The 18,752-nt window shown below is 42.3% G+C and carries 16 protein-coding genes; 7 read left to right on the forward strand and 9 right to left on the reverse strand.

Annotation, left to right across the window (positions count from 1 at the left end; genetic code table 11):
• Positions 1-33 precede the first annotated feature (33 nt).
• From VSA01S_RS08590 to VSA01S_RS08605, 4 genes are all read left to right on the forward strand, one after another.
• Positions 34-2,313, forward strand: a complete 2,280-nt coding sequence (locus VSA01S_RS08590) for a tetratricopeptide repeat protein (protein WP_039979767.1) — start codon at positions 34-36, stop codon at positions 2,311-2,313.
• A gap of 702 nt (positions 2,314-3,015) precedes the next feature.
• Positions 3,016-4,377: a nucleotide 5'-monophosphate nucleosidase PpnN gene (gene ppnN, locus VSA01S_RS08595; RefSeq protein ID WP_039979766.1), complete on the forward strand. Its 1,362-nt coding sequence runs from the start codon at positions 3,016-3,018 to the stop codon at positions 4,375-4,377.
• A gap of 134 nt (positions 4,378-4,511) precedes the next feature.
• A complete protein-coding gene (xni, locus tag VSA01S_RS08600) occupies positions 4,512-5,282 on the forward strand; it encodes a flap endonuclease Xni (RefSeq protein WP_039979765.1) in 771 nt (256 codons plus the stop codon).
• Positions 5,283-5,674: 392 nt separating this feature from the next.
• Positions 5,675-6,448, forward strand: a complete 774-nt coding sequence (locus VSA01S_RS08605) for a DNA/RNA non-specific endonuclease (protein ID WP_039979764.1) — start codon at positions 5,675-5,677, stop codon at positions 6,446-6,448.
• A gap of 123 nt (positions 6,449-6,571) precedes the next feature.
• Here VSA01S_RS08605 and rlmM read toward each other — a convergent pair whose 3' ends face one another.
• The 7 genes from rlmM to pomA all read right to left on the reverse strand — a co-directional run bounded on the left by rlmM (position 6,572) and on the right by pomA (position 13,685).
• The gene (rlmM, locus tag VSA01S_RS08610; RefSeq protein ID WP_039979763.1) at positions 6,572-7,663 is read right to left on the reverse strand and encodes a 23S rRNA (cytidine(2498)-2'-O)-methyltransferase RlmM; all 1,092 of its coding nucleotides are present in this window, start codon (positions 7,661-7,663) and stop codon (positions 6,572-6,574) included.
• Positions 7,660-8,058, reverse strand: a complete 399-nt coding sequence (locus VSA01S_RS08615) for a DUF423 domain-containing protein (protein ID WP_039979762.1) — start codon at positions 8,056-8,058, stop codon at positions 7,660-7,662. The genes rlmM and VSA01S_RS08615 overlap by 4 nt, the downstream gene beginning before the upstream one ends.
• Positions 8,048-8,671, reverse strand: a complete 624-nt coding sequence (locus tag VSA01S_RS08620; RefSeq protein WP_039979761.1) for an alpha/beta fold hydrolase — start codon at positions 8,669-8,671, stop codon at positions 8,048-8,050. The genes VSA01S_RS08615 and VSA01S_RS08620 overlap by 11 nt, the downstream gene beginning before the upstream one ends.
• Positions 8,652-9,572: a transcriptional regulator GcvA gene (locus tag VSA01S_RS08625; protein ID WP_021709188.1), complete on the reverse strand. Its 921-nt coding sequence runs from the start codon at positions 9,570-9,572 to the stop codon at positions 8,652-8,654. The genes VSA01S_RS08620 and VSA01S_RS08625 overlap by 20 nt, the downstream gene beginning before the upstream one ends.
• A gap of 473 nt (positions 9,573-10,045) precedes the next feature.
• Complete coding sequence (gene thiI, locus VSA01S_RS08630; protein ID WP_039979760.1) at positions 10,046-11,494, reverse strand: tRNA uracil 4-sulfurtransferase ThiI; 1,449 nt, start codon at positions 11,492-11,494, stop codon at positions 10,046-10,048.
• A gap of 472 nt (positions 11,495-11,966) precedes the next feature.
• Complete coding sequence (locus VSA01S_RS08635; protein ID WP_039979759.1) at positions 11,967-12,908, reverse strand: flagellar motor protein MotB; 942 nt, start codon at positions 12,906-12,908, stop codon at positions 11,967-11,969.
• A gap of 15 nt (positions 12,909-12,923) precedes the next feature.
• Positions 12,924-13,685 (reverse strand): flagellar motor protein PomA, encoded by a 762-nt coding sequence (pomA, locus tag VSA01S_RS08640; protein ID WP_039979758.1) that lies wholly within the window; start codon positions 13,683-13,685, stop codon positions 12,924-12,926.
• Between the two features lie 268 nt (positions 13,686-13,953).
• On the opposite strand from pomA, the gene xseB reads away from it, so the two are divergent.
• Genes xseB through dxs form a run of 3 tightly spaced genes read left to right on the forward strand, consistent with a single transcriptional unit; the run spans position 13,954 to position 16,991 of the window.
• Entirely contained in the window at positions 13,954-14,196 is a 243-nt protein-coding gene (gene xseB / locus VSA01S_RS08645) for an exodeoxyribonuclease VII small subunit (protein ID WP_039979757.1), read from the forward strand.
• A gap of 21 nt (positions 14,197-14,217) precedes the next feature.
• Positions 14,218-15,102: a (2E,6E)-farnesyl diphosphate synthase gene (ispA, locus tag VSA01S_RS08650; protein ID WP_039979755.1), complete on the forward strand. Its 885-nt coding sequence runs from the start codon at positions 14,218-14,220 to the stop codon at positions 15,100-15,102.
• Positions 15,103-15,122: 20 nt separating this feature from the next.
• Entirely contained in the window at positions 15,123-16,991 is a 1,869-nt protein-coding gene (gene dxs, locus VSA01S_RS08655) for a 1-deoxy-D-xylulose-5-phosphate synthase (protein ID WP_039979754.1), read from the forward strand.
• Between the two features lie 142 nt (positions 16,992-17,133).
• Here dxs and pgpA read toward each other — a convergent pair whose 3' ends face one another.
• Positions 17,134-17,646 (reverse strand): phosphatidylglycerophosphatase A, encoded by a 513-nt coding sequence (gene pgpA / locus VSA01S_RS08660; protein WP_039979753.1) that lies wholly within the window; start codon positions 17,644-17,646, stop codon positions 17,134-17,136.
• 106 nt (positions 17,647-17,752) lie between these two features.
• Positions 17,753-18,718 (reverse strand): thiamine-phosphate kinase, encoded by a 966-nt coding sequence (thiL, locus tag VSA01S_RS08665; protein ID WP_039979752.1) that lies wholly within the window; start codon positions 18,716-18,718, stop codon positions 17,753-17,755.
• Positions 18,719-18,752 lie beyond the last annotated feature (34 nt).

Below are 18,752 nucleotides of genomic sequence, written 5' to 3' on the forward strand. Positions count from 1 at the left end.
ATGCCTCACAAAATCACTCAAGGAAAACTAAAAATGTTTTGCTACCGTTTGCGTCTCTTACCATTGCTAGGCTTACTATGCCAACTACTTACAAGTTCGAGTTACGCAACGATATTATCTTCAGTTTTGCTCAATGAAGCACAAAAGCTAACCGAAGTTGATCCTGAACAAGCAAAACAAGCTGCTCAAAATTACTTACTACAACGTGAGATGAACGAGCAAACAGATAATAGCCCTTCAGCAATGTCACGCGAGGACTCAGACCATCATACCCGAACACCACGCAGTACAATCGATGCGCACCGGGTTATCGCTCAAGCAAGTTATCAACTAGGAAATGTGCGTCTCGCTATCAACCATCTTGATGAAGCTGAAAAACTGGCTAGTGAGTACAAACTGCCCTATACCAAAATCGATATTCAACTTGAGCGAAACTATATTCTAACGATGTCTAGCCATGATTACTCACTCGCTAGAAAAAAACTCAAAAGCATAGAAAATCAATTGGATATTCTCAGTCCGTCTTCAAAACATATAAGCAAAATACGTTATCGCTTACTGATGCAAAAAGCGCTTCTCAGCAGTAAAAGTGGCGAGCTCGCTCAAGCAGAGACGTTATATCAACAAGCCAAGGATATGCTGGTGAACAACCAATCGGACGCTGAACAAATTGATTTTCATACTGTTTTAGGTGAGTTTTATCTTGATAATAAGATGTACAACCGTGCATTGGCAGAGCTGTTGTATGGATATTGGCAGTCAGTAGAGCATGACAGCAGCACTCGTCTAGCCAAAGTCAATCATTTACTCGCTCGCCTCTTTCAAGAGCGGCAAGTTTACGACAAAGCACTCATTTATCTCTCACAAGCAGCTGACTTTTACGACAGCTATCCCAATTCACCTCTCTTAGCCAAAGTACTTGAGCAAATGGGGGATATCTATTTCTTTCAAGGTAAATTTAATCTCGCTTTAGTGCATTACTTTAATGTTTTAGATCACGAGCATACTAGTAAGGATATCACTAAAGCAATTAAGATTCGTTTAAGCCTCGCAGCTACCTATCTACAGCTTTATAATTTCGTACTCGCAGAACAATATCTTGACCGAGCAATAGATTTAATAGAGCGAGCTGATGTCTCAACTTTAGATGAAAAAGCAGCCTTACTACAGGCAGGATTAGCCTATCACCAAAATAATAGCAAAGATGTAATTAGCTTTTCCCAAAAGGCATTGAAACTCGATAATCACAAATCTGAAGAAAGCGAATTTATTAGACAACAAGCATATCGTCTACTTGCCTTAGGCTATGAACAAGCAGGAAAGTATTCTTTAGCTCTTGAAGCGCTAAAAAAGTATATCGACTTAGTCCGCTTGGAACAAAAGCGACTAAACCAAATCAGCGAGGATGCTTTCCGTCAACAAAAAGAGTTCGCCGAACAGAGTATCCATTACAACAGTCAGTCAAAGCAATTAGTCGAAGTAGAGTCTGAATACCGTAAATTTCAAAACATTGCTTTTGCTCTTTTCCTGATCGTTTTAGTCATGCTCTTGGTCATAATGCGCCGTAGCGTCATTTTGCAGCGTCATTTAGCAACGATAGAAAAGCTACGCAGTGATTTATTCACTCATTCTCGCTCTCGGCTGCGTAACTTACGTATGCTGAATGCTAAACTTTCTCATTCTCTAAAGCGTTCCAGCGACATTTTTCAGCAATGGCAAATGGGTGAATTAATCCATGAACCGCTCAATGATCGTTTACGTTTCGTTATGATGGACTTACCTTTCTTACGCAGCATGTACGTCGATCATGGTTATACAGCCGGTCTGGAATTAGAGCGGGCATTTGGGGAGTTTTTAGCTGAACGAATTAAACAACCTGCCCGTATATATCATTTCTCAGATGCAAACTTACTCTACATTGAGCCAAATGCAGATAGAGATGCCTCTGCTAAAGCAACGTTTGAGAAGTTTCAGTTTTGGATAGATGAGTTCGCAGCCAAGCATAAAGTCAATAATATGATTCGAATGGGGATCAGTGACTATCCATTCTTACCACGTGCCTACACTGCAATTAATGATGAAGAACTGCTCGATTTACTACTCTTAGCCACCTACCTTGCTCGAGAGGTCAGTCTAAAAGACAGAAGGAGTCATTGGATATTCTTAAAAGCAATAGATAATGCTCCAGCAGCAAGCTTCGTAACCGGAGATATTAGAACTGCGTGTCGACATGCAATCAATCAAGGGCTTATAAAGATTCACTCTTCTTATCTTAATGAAGATGACATCAAAGATATATTAAAAAGTAATTAATTAGACTATGTCTATTATTATCTGAGATTATATTCAAACACTCGTTTACTCTCTATTTTCATAAGAACACTGGAATACAAGCTTAAATCACAGCTTCATCACTTGAGTTGCCAATTAAAGTAACTCAAGTAACCCACTGAGGTGCATCGCTTAAATTTCAGTATATGTTATACATACTCACACGTTTAACCGCCTCATTAACTATCAACGTTAATACAGCAACCTCGCCTCTCAAGTATAATTTTTCTAACAATAAATACATTAAAAGCTCTTTCCATTTCGATTGTGCGAGCAAGATATCATGATAACTCTGACTGCAATTTCTGTTGCTTTCGATAGTCGTGATGCAAAAAAACCTAAAGCAGCTGAGAAATAATACCATCTAGCAACCTATTTAATTCATCAATATGAATAAATTAAGTGAGGTGTTATTTTATTTTTAAATACTTCAAATTAGCTTTTTAACTTCAAACCTTTGACTTACTTAAAGAAAAATAGATATTAATCTATTGATTTTGGAGAAATATGCTAAGCTTTCTAATATAAGGCTTAAAAGCCTGAGTAAATTAGCCTTCTTCCGTTCACAATACGTCACTAAATACCACCAAAATAAAATCAGTATTTCGTCGCTTTAACAAGCTAATTTTACTCACTTTATTCTGTTTAAAATTTATCCATAATAATCATAAGTAAGGAGGCCATATGATTACCCATATAAGCCCCGCAGGCAGCATGGACTTACTATCTCAATTAGAAGTTGAGCGCCTAAAGAAAACCGCGTCTAGCGATATTTACCAACTGTACCGAAATTGTACACTAGCTGTACTTAATTCCGGCAGTCACACCGACAATTCCAAAGAGTTATTAGATAAATATCAATCTTTTGATGTTAATGTTGTACGTCGTGAACGAGGTATAAAATTAGAATTAGCAAATCCACCAGAACATGCTTTTGTCGATGGCGCCATCATCAAAGGAATTCAAGAACACCTTTTCTCTGTTCTTCGTGACATTGTTTACGTAAATATGCATTTAGCTGACAGCCAACGACTCAATCTAACTAATGCTGTCCATATCACCAACCTGGTTTTTGGTATCTTACGTAATGCTAGAGCTATCACATCAGGGATCGCGCCAAACCTCGTCGTTTGTTGGGGTGGACATTCAATTAATGCTACAGAGTATCAATATACTCGCGAAGTGGGTAGTGAGCTAGGACTCCGCGAATTGAACATCTGTACTGGATGTGGTCCTGGAGCCATGGAAGGACCTATGAAAGGCGCAGCGATTGGTCATGCTAAACAACGTTATACACAACAAAGATATCTTGGGTTAACGGAGCCCTCAATTATCGCCGCAGAGCCTCCCAACCCTATCGTCAACGAGCTCGTTATCATGCCCGATATTGAAAAGCGTCTCGAAGCCTTTGTCAGAATGGGCCATGGGATCATCATCTTTCCCGGCGGTCCCGGTACGGCAGAAGAACTGCTGTATATTTTAGGGATCATGATGCATCCTGAGAACACAGGTCAACCGCTCCCCATCATCTTAACGGGACCAAAAGAGAGTGAAGCTTATTTTCGCTCTATCGATACTTTTATTGCCGATACTCTGGGCGAAGAAGGACAAAAGCATTATCAAATTGTGATTAATGACCCGGCAAAAGTTGCTCGAATCATGAAGAAGTCAATGGAGGAGGTTCGTCAACACCGTAAAGATAAGGGAGATGCATACAGCTTTAACTGGTCACTAAAAATTGAACCTGAATTCCAGCTCCCTTTTGAGCCAACTCATGAAGCGATGGCAAGCCTCGACCTGAATTTAAATCAACAGCCTCAGGTATTAGCCGCTAACCTTCGCCGCGCGTTTTCAGGCATTGTCGCGGGTAATGTAAAGGCGGAAGGCATTCGTGAAATCGAGCGTCATGGACCCTTTACCATTAATGGTGACCCTGTGTTAATGAAAAAGCTCGACAAACTGCTCAAAGATTTTGTCAACCAACACCGAATGAAATTACCAGGCAACACGGCTTATGTTCCCTGTTACCGGATCGCTCATCAATAGTTGCCTCGCTGATATACCACCTCAGGTCACTTCAAGGTACAAGTTCAATCAATAGCTTGAAGTCACTTGAGTATCACTCAGCTTTCGTTACACTAGGGGGATTACACCCCCTTTTAATTATTGACTAAGCGACTATGTCCATTCACCTTGTTATTATTGATGCGTTAAACCTGATTCGTCGTGTTCATTCTGCTCAGCCTGACCCCAACGATATAGCAAGAACCATCACGACAACAAAACGGACCCTAGCTCGAATTCTAACCGAGGCAAAACCGACACATATTATCGCGGTCTTTGATCACCATGAGCAAGATCGTGGTTGGCGTGCGGAGATCCTTCCTGAATACAAACAAAACCGTAAGCCAATGCCTGAGCCTTTAATGCAAGGGTTAGATGCCATCCAACAAGCTTGGTGGGAACAAGGGATTGATTCGTTACTCTCTGAGGGCGATGAAGCCGATGACTTAGTCGCAACCTTAGCGACAAAGGTCGCCAGTCATCAACAAAAAGTGACCATTGTTTCCACTGACAAAGGCTATTGCCAGCTACTCTCACCGACCCTACAAATTAGAGACTATTTTCAGCACCGTTGGCTTGATGAACCTTTTATCGCACAAGAATTTGGCGTCAAGCCTTCTCAACTTGCAGACTACTGGGGATTAGCAGGAATAAGCTCGAGTCAAGTGTCAGGTGTACCAGGAGTAGGGCCAAAAGCAGCTAAAGAAATCTTGACTCAATTTACCGATATTGAGCAAGCCTACGCAAGTGAAGCCTTAGCCAGTAAATATCGTAAAAAGCTTGATCAGCACATCGAACTCGCACGGTTGTGTAAACAAGTATCAGCACTCAAATGCGACATCGAACTTGGTTTCAACCTGCAAGATATACGATACACCCAAGGTTAATAACCAGTCCAACCTTGCTCGCTATCTTTTTTTGGAACCGAATGCCTAAACAGCCTCCTGTTTTGGAGGCTGAGTGAGCGCCAGTTAAAGATGAAATTAGTCTCTGCTCAAAGGGATAAAACGAGGCAAAAGTAGTTTCACGCGACTGTTATCGTTAATTGAGGCAACTTTTATTCTGTATTCTGTATTCTGTATTCTGTATTCTGTATTCTGTAACTAATTTTATATCGCTCTTGCTTTATCAGTGACCAGTCATAACACAACACCACTTTCACAAAACAAATCAAAATCTCTTAATGTTTTATATATAACTTGCTTATTTAAAACCCGACTCACAGTCTGAGAGATTCATTTCTTTATCTTGAGCCCTCCGCAACCATGGAGGAAAACTCATGCAAACTCGACGATTGTTCTGTTTTATCTTACTCATTTTTCCCTACTTAGCCTTTGCGTGTGGCCAGCATCTTGAACGCGGCCAGCCATCTCAATTCAGCGACCAAATCCTATGTCGGGAGGGTTATGCAGCTGGTTATAATTACCAAACCAAAAACGCTGATTGGGTGGCCTACCACATCACCGCAGAGAGCGTAAACCTCAATTATAAAAGAACTAATGCTTTTAAATCGGACTCTGAACTCCCAAGAGAAACACGTTCAACCCTCAGTGATTATTCTGGTTCCGGTTATGACAGAGGTCATCTTGCACCATCAGCAACGATGGATTTCAGTCGTCAATCGATGTTGCAAAGCTTTTTACTAAGTAATATTTCACCGCAATTAGCAGGTTTTAATCGCGTTGGCTGGCGAGCCCTAGAAAAGCATGTCAGAGATCTTGCTAATGAATATCAAGAACTGTACGTGGTCACTGGTCCAATATATCAAGGTCAGGAAGAGAAGATAGGCCGAGGCGTTGTGGTCCCCGATGCTTTTTATAAGGTGATACTCGACCCGTACTTTAATGATGCCATCGCTTTCATTGTCCCTCACCGCAACGTATCAGCAGAAGAGCTGAGCCATTTTATTGTCACTATTGATGAAGTAGAAAATCAGACGGGCTTAGATTTTTTTTCAAAAACGCCAGATACGATCGAGCAACAGATGGAATCCGCACTCTGGTCTGAAATGTGGCCGACTCCACAAGCCAGATCAGACAAACCAATCGAATAGGAACTGATTGATAGCTAAAATAAAGTGAGGTACCACGAAAAAAGCATCGCTAAACACGATGCTTTTTCAGTCAAGAGCCGTGGCTCTCAAATGTTGACGCCTTATACAAAAGGACGACAATCATTAGTGCGGCGAGATATGAGATAAACACTGAATATGAATCGTAATTTCCTCACGATCATGATACAAATGCTTGGCTTGTAACTTGAACTTAACCTTGTTCTCAATTAAAAACATTTTAAGATTTTCAAGATCTTGAAGCACTTCGTCATAACGCCCTTTCATTGGCAGTTTCAGATTAAATATCGCTTCTTTCGCCCAACCTTTTAACAGCCACTCTCCCATCAGGTGGGCAACGCGTGCTGGCTTTTCAACCATATCACACACAATCCAAGTGACGTTCTTTCTGTCCGGTTCAAACTTAAAACCATCAACCATGTGGTGTTTAATCTGACCCGTTTCCATTAAGCTGTCCGCCATCATACCGTTGTCGACACAATGAACGAACATCGAACGTTTCACTAGCTGGTAAGTCCAACCACCTGGGCAAGCCCCAAGATCAACCCCCCACATACCAGGAGCAAGACGCTCATCCCATTCATCACGAGGAATAAAAACATGGAAGGCTTCTTCTAACTTCAAAGTGGAACGACTTGGTGCATCTGCTGGGAATTTAAGGCGTGGAATCCCCATAAAGAACTGAGAATTATTGCCTGGGTAGGAATAACCGACATAACAGTGGCCAGGTGCAACAAAACACATGTGCAGCACAGGCTTTTTAGCATTGTCTTTATCCCACATCAGACCTTTGCCTCGCAGTGCCTGACGCATGGGTACTGTAAATTTTCGGCAGAACTTAAGCAGCTCTTTCGCTTCATTGGTATCCGGCGTTTCAATACGCAAATCACCACAACGCGGGAAAGCTTCGATATCCGCTAATTCCGCCAGAATTGGGCTGATTCGGTCTTCACTAGGTAGTGCTTCAAACTCAGCAGCAACGGCAAACATCTGGCGTGCAAAAATAAGTGCACTGAAGTCTAGTCCTTTGACCAGCTTGTCTGCATCTCCATCTTGGTAACATTCAAAGACAACATAACCAGAGTTTTTCTTCACACGTGGGAAACCATATACTTCCAGTTGTGTGGCTTTGTCTTGAATTTCACCGGCACACTCTTTCTCAAAGCCAGAGCGGCAATAGAGCATTAGTTGTTTCACTTGGAGACCTCTTTGATTGTAAACGCAGCATAAAAGAACAAACACCAGCCGATCATAAACGTCAAACCTCCGAAAGGAGTAATGGGACCAAACCACTTAATGCCTGTCAGCGCCAGCGCGTATAGACTGCCGCTAAAACAAAAGATGCCGATGATAAAGCATATTGCTGCTAGGAAAAAATATTTTTGCGCTTTGACGCCTAAATTGAGTAGCAACAGTATCGCAGTCAAACCGATCATCAAGGTATGGATGAACTGATATTGAACACCCGTTTCAAAGGCGCTCAACAAAGATGGGGATAATGTCGCTTTCAGGCCATGGGCAGCAAAAGCACCTAGCATTACAGAGATAAGACCAGATAAACCCGTAAACGAGAGTAACCACTTACTTTTCATCACTCACCTTCTTAATAAACTCTGCGAGTAATTCCACCGCCGTGGCGATATTATCGGCTTCGGTATAACCTGAGCGCTTTCTTGGTTTAAAGCCATGATCACCATCAGGTAAAAAGTGCGCATCAACATGCTCTGAAAGCACAAATTCATCAAACTCTTCACGTTTACCAAACGTATCTCGCTCTCCTTGCAAAATCAGCGTTGGCTTTACAAGGTTTGCTAAATGAGCCCCTTTGTAATTTTCGGGTTTACCGGGCGGATGAAATGGAAACCCAAGACATGCAATCCCAGCAACCAAAGGATGGTCGGCCAACAAACTCGACATACGTCCACCCATTGATTTACCACCAATCACAATAGGCTGTGAAGCAAAGTGAGTGATCATTTCTTCATAAGCAGCAAGAAGCTTAGGAGCGCGATCTGGTGGGCGTTTCTTGCCATCCTCGGCACGCTTCACCATATAAGGAAAGTTAAACCTCACCACTTGAATGCCTTGTTTCGCCAGACCTAGGGCCACAGAGCTCATAAAGTCGTGATCCATACTAGCACCCGCACCATGAGCAAAAATAAATAATGGCCCGTCTTGCGGTCCATCAATCAGCCATTGGCTCATCCAACACTTCCTCTTGTTCTTTTCTTGCTGCAGCTAGCATCCAGTCTCTGAAGGTCGCAATACGTCCCATATCGGCTTGCTGTTCATGACACACAACATAAAACGAGTTTTTCGACAGCAGTACTTCGTCAAATGGTGCAATCAACCGTCCTGCTTCAATTTCCGGCTTAGCAAGTACGTTATTACCCAAAGCAATACCTTGGCCGTGCACAGCGGCTTGTAATACCATCATAGAGTGGCTAAAAATGGGGCCATGATTCACATTGATTCCATCGAGATGATACTGCTTTGCAAACTGTTTCCAGTCCTTACGAGAAGTATCATGCAGCAAAGTATGTTGCTTAAGATCACTTAGAGATTCTAATGATTTGTTACCCAAAAGTAGCGCAGGTGAACAAAGTGGGATCAAAAACTCTTGATATAATTTATCCGCTCGTAAGCCCGGCCAATTTCCTCGCCCATAATAGATAGCAACATCAACATCATCGGTCAAAGAGCCCTCGTGCATATCGACCGCTTTGATACGCACATCAATATCAGGCTCTTGGGCATTAAAGTCAGCTAACCTTGGCACCAACCACTGAATAGCAAAACTCGGGGGTAAACTGATCGTTAATGCCCCTTTTTCTGAGCGTTCTAGTACTTTATCGGTTGCTTCTGCAATCGAAGTAAAAATGTCTTTGATATCTAAAAAATAACTTTGTCCTTCTTCTGTCAGTAGCAAGGAACGATTTCGACGACGAAAAAGTTTCAATGATAAAAACTCTTCCAAAGCTTTAATTTGATGACTCACCGCCGCTTGAGTAACGAACAATTCTTCAGCCGCTCGAGTAAAACTCAGATGGCGAGCTGCAGCTTCAAATACTCGAAGTGAGTTTAAGGGAGGCAATCTGCGAGACATTATGGAACCTCAAATATCATTAGTTTTTTTTATCTGAAACATTATAAAATGTCCGTTGCTGAACCGCCAGATAAATTCTATATTTCTCTACGCAGCCCGAGCCAAAAAGACTGATTTTACTTAAAAATCAATCGGCTTCGTTGTTGCAATGTTGTGTTTGCAAACTCGTATTTCGAGTAAGGTAGATCCTCTACCAAAATGCTCTGTTTCATTACTATGATTCAGTGCTATATACTTCCTGTATTTATTTTGACCTGTCTGTCAAATATTACACCGCCTATTATAAGGCGGTGTTTTTTTATCCGCTACCATTACTATAAAAGTCATTTTCAGTAAATTTCTACATACTAAAAAGTCAATTTTTCACAAAAGTGTCAAATGTAACAGTAAAAATGATCACTTAATAAAAAAGCGCAAATCGAGAGTTCGACTTACGCTTTTCATTAACAACTTATGAGCAGTTAATGCTAAACCTAAGGGCGGTATACTTTAACATTAGTGAAGCCCTGTTCTTGCAAGTACAATGCCTGTAATCGACTCATAACACCACGCTCACAATACAACAAATAAGTTTTCGTTTGGTCCAAGTCGCCAAATTGAGTACCTAATTTGTAGAATGGTATATGCTTCACTTCCACTTCATCAATTGTTAATGGGCTATCATCTTCTTCTTCAGGACTACGAATATCCAATACAATTGCGTGTTGCTCAACAGCCTGAACCTGTTCTACTTCTGGAACAGCTTGCAGTGACTCTTTAGCAATATCACGAATGTCCATCACTCGCGCTTGTTGTACAACTTGTTCAAGAATTGTAAAGTCAAATTTTTCTTCTTCAGCTTCCAACTTTGCTTTAACGGCTTTTACTGTCGGTTTTTTAGAAATAACACCACAGTACTCTGGCATTGTCTTAGCGAAGTCTTCAGTCCCGATATCACGCGCAAGGTTGATTATATCTTCTTTATCCCAATTGATAAGTGGACGTAGAATCAGCGTATCTGTCACATTATCGATATGACGTAAATTTGTCAGTGTTTGACTCGATACCTGTCCCAGAGCTTCCCCTGTTAATAGCGCTTCTATTTTCATCTTTTTAGCGATCATACCTGCTGCACGCATAAACATACGCTTGAGGATGACCCCCATTTGACCGTCATCCACTTTCTCTAGGATTTCAGCAACAACAGGTTCAAAATCTACCGAAATGAAACGAACTTTGGCTGACGAGCCATATTTATTCCAAAGGTAATGAGAAACCTGCTTAACACCGATTTCATGTGCTGGGCCACCTAAGTTAAAGAAACAGTAATGAACTTTTGAACCGCGCTTAATATGCAAGTAGCTTGAAACACCTGAGTCAAATCCACCAGAAATCAGACTTAAAATATCTTCTTGTGTCCCTAAAGGAAAACCTCCCAAACCTTTATAACGTGCCAAGACTTGATTGAGTTTATCATTTGTTACTTCAATATTAATGGATACATCTGGTTTTTTGAGTTTGACACTCGCACTTTCAACCGCTTGATTTAGACCACCACCAATGTACCGCTCAAGTTCAAGAGAAGTGAAGTCATGTTTACCACGGCGTTTTGCTCGTACAACAAATGTTTTGTTTTCAATCGCAGTACGGTTAAGTTCTAACACTTGTTCAAAAATATCATGTAGATCGGTAAATTCAGACTGCTGAACTTCCAGAACATGGTGAATACCCGGAGTATGGGTTAGAGCATCTAAAACTTCATCGTGGAAAACATCACTCTCAGACGTGACTTCAATATGATCACGACGGTTGAATACTGCGACTGATTGGCTACGACTCTTAACAATATTACGAATGTTACACTCTAAAATCTTTGTGAAGCGCTTACGCACAGATTCACTTTTTACAAAAATTTCTGGATGGGGCTTTACAATAAATTTCATAGTTTAGTTCGCAGGTTAGTTTCGCAATCAACAACGAGTGATAGTCTACCATTAGGTATCAGCTAAAAATTGGCCAAATTAGATCTTAGAGGCCTGAACTCGCTTCAAGGGCGCAGATTATATACCCAAATAACCTCGATATGCTAGATTCAACCACGGTTGCCTCCTTTATGACTATAATTTTGTCACAACCTTAGAGATTGCCATGTAAGAGAGCGACTCAGCTAAATTCAAATAAAAACTAACGAAGCTATCCATTTCAAAAGAAAAAGCGAGCAAACTCTCACTTAATTATATACCCAAGTTGCATCAAACGACTGATAAGGCATTAAAAGTGAATAAACAAATTTATTTAGGCAACTTACTACATATAGTTAAATCATGATTAATAAAGATTTCTAAATGAAATTTTAATATCCTCAGTAAAAGTTAGATGTTGACTCAATGAAACACCGTTAGAGCACTATCTTACTTAAGGAATTACAGGAACTTCATCACTATAAAGAGGTTCTCCTTGCATGATGCTAATTTCAACACGCCGATTTCGTGCTCGATTCGCAGCAGAGTCATTGGGCGCTAACGGTTCAGTATCAGCCATACCACGAATACGCAATCGTTGATGTGAGAAGCCTTTCACTTTTTCCATCTCTTGCGCCACCGAAACCGCTCGCTGAGAAGAGAGATCCCAATTAGAACGGTATAACTCCGAGTCAAGCTTTTTACTGTCAGTGTGACCAGACACTCGTATGATACCAGGTACATCTTTAACAAGTTCAGCAATCTGGCGAACCAAAGGACGGAACTTAGGTTGTAAGAAAGCCGATTCTTCAGGGAAGGCACCTTTTTCACGCATACGAATAACGATCTGTTGGCCAAGATTTTCAACTTCAATCGCACCTTGCTCAATTTCACGCTCCAGAGCTTTCTTGATACTCTCCGTCAAAGTTTCCATTTCTGCTGACAGCTCAGACTGTTGTTGTTGACTGTCCTCTTGCGAAGACTGATTATTTTGCATCGCTGTTTCAGCAGATTGACCACCATTTAGCTCGCCTTGATCGCGCATCGTGCCACCTGCACGATCCGATTCTCCATCATGGAACTCCAAGGTTTGCTGAGTAATATCCATTGTTTGCTGCATGATGACCTCAATAGGTGTGGGCTCAGGGCGACCTGGCCTAAACTCTTGGGCAATAATGCTAGTCCCTTTTGGAATATCTTGAACTTCAAGTTGATTTTGGACACCAAAAGCAAATTTCATAGACCCTGCAATTTGCTTGAATTTCAGGACGTCCATTTCTGAAAAAGAAAGCAGTAGAACAAAAAAACACATCAATAAAGACATCAGATCAGCAAACGTACCCATCCATAAAGGAAGACCGGGAGGTGGACAATCGCATTGGTTATCTTCATCCATCAAGTAGTCTCCAGGCTATTCATTGATATCAAGGGTACGCTTACCCTCATTCAAATAATTCTTCAGGTAGCCATCAATAACACGCGGATTTTGCCCATCTTGAATCGCTAACACACCGTCCATGATCAAACGTCGATTCAGTGTTTCTTGATCTCGACGTAATGACAATTTATCAGCAATAGGAAAGAATACCATGTTAGATAAGATAGCTCCGTAAAGCGTAGTTAAAAGGGCAACCGCCATAGCAGGTCCTATTGCTTTGGGGTCATCCATATTTGCAAGCATTGCAACCAAACCAATTAACGTGCCAATCATTCCCATTGCAGGCGCAACATCACCAAATGCACGAAATACGCCAGTGCCTTGTGTATGGCGTTCAGAAGTTAACGAGATATCTTTTTGAAGAGCAGCTCTAACTACCTCCGCATCATGCCCATCAACCAATAAGTCGATACCTTTTTGCATAAAGCTGTTTGTAATCGTCATCTCTTCTAATGCTAAAAACCCCCCTTTACGGGCAGCATCAGCCATTTCTACTACTTCCGCTATCAGATCTTCTGGCTCGTCCGCTTTAAACATAAAAGCTTTACCCGCAATTTTGGTTGCTCGTAAAAACTGACCGACTGTAAATTTCATTAAAACAACAAACGTCGAACCACCAACAACGATAAGGATCGAGGTTACGTCGACAAAGATATTAATATCTCCCCCTAGCACCATCGCCATAATAATAAAGGCAAAACCACCTATCAGGCCTATTAGGGTTGCTAAATCCACAAAGCACTCCTCATGTTGTTTATCATTAAATCTTGCCTAATTTGGCGAACTATTAGTTGTATCGACAACTCGCAGCGTTTTTTTAGAAAAATATTACTGAATACATCACAAAAGATCATTTTGCTTCCCACAATACGCTTTAATTAACACTGCAGGCTATCTAAACACGAATTTTGTGACAATTATATAAGGTTACATTTGACCAAGTTAATAGGCTAAGGTAACTTTCGTTCATTCTACGATTAGGCTGGATAAAGACATTACAGAGATGGCGACCAAAAAACCTGAAAACATGACCTTCGAAGCAACCATTGAAGAGCTAGATGGCTTGGTTGATCAACTTGAGAGCGGTGATCTTGCACTAGATGATGCTCTCCGTAAATTTGAACGCGGCATATCACTCGCCCGCGCGGGACAAGTCAAACTGAGTGATGCAGAGCAACGCGTACGCATTCTTCTTAGTCAAGACGATGAAGCACCCCTGAGTGACTTCACCTCTGAGTCAGAATAATCATCGGTAATGAGCAACGAAATGCAACAAACACTGGCGTTTTATCAACAACGAAATAACCAGCAATTAAATCGGTGGCTGGAGCAATTGCCTCATCACGAGCAGCCTCTTATTCAAGCCATGAAATATGGACTGCTTCTCGGTGGCAAAAGGGTTAGGCCATTCCTTGTTTATATGACAGGTGAAATGCTTGGCTGTCAGCCAGAAGATCTCGATACCCCTGCGTCAGCCATCGAGTGTATCCATGCCTACTCGCTGATTCATGATGATCTCCCAGCAATGGATAACGATGATTTGCGTCGTGGCCAAGCCACCTGTCATATAAAATTTGATGAAGCTACAGCAATTTTAACTGGTGATGCCCTTCAAACATTAGCTTTCACTATCCTTGCAGAAGGATCACTAAACCAAGAAGCAGAAAACCAACGAATCAAAATGGTACAAGCTTTGGCTAAAGCCTCTGGTGCTCATGGTATGTGTTTAGGTCAAGCTCTTGACCTTGGAGCCGAGAATTGTACCGTATCTCTTGAGACTCTAGAAGAAATTCACCGTAATAAAACCGGGGCTCTTATCACCTGTGCATTAACGCTTGGAGCTCTAGCTGCTGGAAAAAAAGGGTTGGAGGTTCTACCACACCTTGAACGATACTCTTGTGCAATTGGACTGGCATTTCAGGTACAAGACGATATTCTTGATATTATAAGTGACACTGAAACTTTAGGAAAACCTCAAGGTTCAGACCAAGAGTTGAACAAAAGTACTTATCCATCTTTGCTTGGTTTAGATGGAGCTGTGGCAAAAGCCCACACTCTGCTTCAAGAAGCACTTCAAGCATTGCAAGCAATACCTTACAATACTCAGTCACTCGAAGATTTCGCCCGATATGTCATCGAACGCAAAAACTAACACAAAAAGCGCGCATATATATGACTCTTGATATTTCAAAGTACCCAACACTGGCATTAGCGAATACTCCGGAAGAGCTGCGTCTACTTCCGAAAGAAACCCTGCCAACACTGTGTCAGGAGCTTCGCACTTACCTGCTCAATTCCGTTAGCCAATCGAGCGGACACTTAGCATCAGGTTTAGGTACTGTTGAGCTTACTGTTGCCTTGCATTATGTTTATAACACACCCGTTGATAAACTCATTTGGGATGTTGGCCACCAAGCATACCCGCATAAAATTCTTACAGGTCGTCGTGAACAGCTTTCCACTATACGTCAAAAAGGTGGGCTTCATCCCTTCCCTTGGCGTGAGGAAAGTCAGTACGACACCCTCTCTGTTGGCCACTCATCGACATCGATCAGTGCAGGCTTAGGCTTAGCAATCAGTGCCCAAAAAGAAGGTCAAGGCCGAAAAGTGGTCAGTGTTATTGGTGATGGTGCTATCACTGCAGGTATGGCTTTTGAGGCCATGAATCACGCAGGTGATGTTCATACTGATATGCTGGTCATTCTCAATGACAACGAAATGTCGATTTCTGAAAACGTGGGCGCTTTGAATAACCACCTCGCTAAAGTGCTGTCTGGCAGTTTGTATACCTCGATCCGTGAAGGAGGTAAAAAAGTACTGTCAGGTGTTCCTCCTGTTAAAGAGCTGGTTCGCCGAACAGAAGAGCACTTAAAAGGCATGGTTGTACCAGGCACGCTGTTTGAAGAGTTGGGCTTTAATTATATTGGTCCAATTGATGGTCATAACATCAATGAGCTAGTTAAAACGTTAAAAAATATGCGTGAATTAAAAGGACCTCAATTTCTGCATATCATGACGAAAAAAGGCAAAGGCTATGAACCTGCCGAAAAAGATCCAATTGGCTACCATGGGGTACCAAAGTTCGATCCAAGTCATCATAGCTTACCAACCAGCAAAACCAATAAGCCGACATTTTCGCAAGTGTTTGGTGACTTCTTATGTGATATGGCCGCTAAAGATCCGCAGTTGATGGCAATCACCCCCGCGATGCGTGAAGGCTCAGGCATGGTACGCTTCTCTAAAGAGTACCCAGACCAATACTTTGATGTCGCAATAGCCGAGCAACATGCGGTCACACTCGCAACAGGAATGGCAATTGCAGGAGACCGTCCTATTGTGGCGATCTACTCCACTTTCTTACAGCGTGGTTACGATCAGCTCATCCATGATGTTGCGATTATGGATCTTCCCGTTATGTTTGCCATTGACCGTGCTGGTTTGGTCGGTGCTGACGGTCAGACTCACCAAGGGGCTTTTGACTTAAGCTTTATGCGTTGCATCCCTAATATGGTGATCATGACTCCAAGTGATGAGAACGAATGTCGCCAAATGCTCTACACGGGTCACATGCACACTGGACCGAGTGCCGTTCGTTATCCACGTGGTAGTAGCAATATAAGCTGCTCTATCGATGAACAGTTCACCGCTCTTGAAATAGGCAAAGGACGTATTGTTCGTGAAGGTAAAAAAGTGGCTATTCTAAACTTTGGTACCTTCTTAGGTAACGCATTAGAAGCCGCTGAACAGCTCAATGCCACGGTCGCTGACATGCGCTTTGTGAAACCAATCGACGAGACTCTGATTCGCAAATTAGCCGCCAAGCATGATGTCATCGTGACACTAGAAGAAAACGCCATTGCTGGTGGTGCTGGTGCTGGAGTCAGTGAGTTTATGATGCAAGAGAAGATCATAAAACCCGTTCTGCACCTTGGTTTACCTGACCGCTTTATTCCTCAAGGTACACAGGCAGAATTACATCAAGATTTAGGTCTAGATGCCAAAGGGATCGAGGCATCAATCAACGCTTATCTTGCGAAATAAGCAGCATGCCCAAGTAGCTAATTATCTGAGTAACGACTACAACGATCAAAAAGGGGGGCAAGCTTTGCCCCCTTTTAATCTTAATAATCCTAAGTTATATCATAAGATACCCAAGTACCTTCAAAAAGCTTGGAGACCTCTTTTATCCCAAGACTATCCAACCGGCGTAATTTGCGGTTAACAGCAGCGCAACTGCTGCCATAATCCCGGCCACGATGTCATCGATCATGATCCCTAAGCCACCGTCGACCCGCTTATCTAGCCAACTGATCGGCCAGGGTTTGACCATATCGAAAAAACGAAACCAGACAAAACCTGCTACAATCCACTGCCATTCCGTGATTGGAATATTCAGGGCAGGCATCACACTCATCGTGAGCCAAAAGCCAGCAAACTCATCCCAAACAATTGAGCCATGATCATGAACCCCCATATCATCGGAAGTAACCTGACAAATTTTAATCCCGACAATACATGAGATGACGACCACAATGAGATAAGCAGACAGAGGGAGCTGCGCGAGCAATAAAAAGAAAGGAACAGAAGCAAGTGTCCCCATCGTACCAGGGACGATTGGGGATAAACCGCTACCAAAACCAGTAGCGAGTAAGTGCCATGGATTTTTTAAACGGATCAAAGAAAGAGGATTCGTCATTTTGCCAACCTATACTGACGTTGTATTATTCGTGTTTGTTATGTGTCCAAGTGACTGAGGGAGCTTGATTTATAGCCATAGCACTACATCAAGTGCGCTCAAACCATCATGTGAAATGGTCAAAACCGCTTAACTCCCAATCCAGTTGTTGCTGATTGTCATGCAATTCAAAGATGCCCCTAGGACGAATTTGCCCAATGCAGGTCACTTTACAACCAATATGTGCCAAAGCACTTTGTAAAGACCCACGATTATGCTCTGGAACAGTAAAGCACAATTCATACTCTTCGCCACTGGTTAGAGCATAATGCTGGGCGCTGACTTTGTTATCGAGAAACTGGGCTAACTCTGCTGAGATGGGTAACTGAGAAACGTCCAAGCTGACGCCAACATCGGACTGCTTCATGATATGTTTAATATCTGAAATTAAACCATCAGAAATATCAATGGCTGAAGAGGCGAGCCCGAGCAAGGCTTGACCGGCTAAAATACGAGGAGTGCTCAGATAATGCCTTTGTTCCAACTCAATGGCTGCGGGACGAGTACGGTAAGCCTGATTTAAAATAACATCTAAGCCAGCCTTTGCATCGCCAAGGTTACCTGTAACATAAACCCAATCACCGACTTGTGCCCCAGAGCGGGTTAATGCGCCTTTCTCTGGCACAAAACCTTGTACCGTCAATGTGAGACTTAAAGGACCTTTCGTCGTGTCGCCACCAATCAACTGAATTCCAAAGTAATCCGCTAAACTGAAAAATGACTTGCAGAAAGGTGCCAACCAAGCTTCGTCTGGTTCTGGCATAGTCAGAGCAAGGCTCACCCAAGCAGGCGTCGCTCCCATCGCGGCCAAATCACTGATGTTCGACGCTAGTGCTTTATGTGCGACCCAAGCAGGATCTGCATGAGTAAGGAAATGAGTGCCAGCCACCAGAGTATCGGTACTGACTGCAATGTGAACGTTCGCTGGCGCTTTGACTAAGGCGCAATCATCACCAGCCGCCAACAGCACATCTTTACGCTGAGCTTGTTGAGCAACGAAATATTTTTCGATTAAGTTGAATTCACCTGACATATTTTATTCATGTATTTGTACAAAAAAGGTCAGC

This window comes from Vibrio sagamiensis NBRC 104589, assembly GCF_007990935.1.
Lineage (GTDB): Bacteria > Pseudomonadota > Gammaproteobacteria > Enterobacterales > Vibrionaceae > Vibrio > Vibrio sagamiensis.

Coding starts and splice junctions, on each gene's coding strand:
- VSA01S_RS08590 (WP_039979767.1), top strand. CDS start 34: ATGTTTTGCTACCGTTTGCGTCTCTTACCATTGCTAGGCTTACTATGC.
- ppnN (WP_039979766.1), top strand. CDS start 3,016: ATGATTACCCATATAAGCCCCGCAGGCAGCATGGACTTACTATCTCAA.
- xni (WP_039979765.1), top strand. CDS start 4,512: ATGTCCATTCACCTTGTTATTATTGATGCGTTAAACCTGATTCGTCGT.
- VSA01S_RS08605 (WP_039979764.1), top strand. CDS start 5,675: ATGCAAACTCGACGATTGTTCTGTTTTATCTTACTCATTTTTCCCTAC.
- VSA01S_RS08615 (WP_039979762.1), bottom strand. CDS start 8,058: ATGAAAAGTAAGTGGTTACTCTCGTTTACGGGTTTATCTGGTCTTATC.
- VSA01S_RS08620 (WP_039979761.1), bottom strand. CDS start 8,671: ATGAGCCAATGGCTGATTGATGGACCGCAAGACGGGCCATTATTTATT.
- VSA01S_RS08625 (WP_021709188.1), bottom strand. CDS start 9,572: ATGTCTCGCAGATTGCCTCCCTTAAACTCACTTCGAGTATTTGAAGCT.
- thiI (WP_039979760.1), bottom strand. CDS start 11,494: ATGAAATTTATTGTAAAGCCCCATCCAGAAATTTTTGTAAAAAGTGAA.
- VSA01S_RS08635 (WP_039979759.1), bottom strand. CDS start 12,908: ATGGATGAAGATAACCAATGCGATTGTCCACCTCCCGGTCTTCCTTTA.
- xseB (WP_039979757.1), top strand. CDS start 13,954: ATGGCGACCAAAAAACCTGAAAACATGACCTTCGAAGCAACCATTGAA.
- ispA (WP_039979755.1), top strand. CDS start 14,218: ATGCAACAAACACTGGCGTTTTATCAACAACGAAATAACCAGCAATTA.
- dxs (WP_039979754.1), top strand. CDS start 15,123: ATGACTCTTGATATTTCAAAGTACCCAACACTGGCATTAGCGAATACT.
- pgpA (WP_039979753.1), bottom strand. CDS start 17,646: ATGACGAATCCTCTTTCTTTGATCCGTTTAAAAAATCCATGGCACTTA.
- thiL (WP_039979752.1), bottom strand. CDS start 18,718: ATGTCAGGTGAATTCAACTTAATCGAAAAATATTTCGTTGCTCAACAA.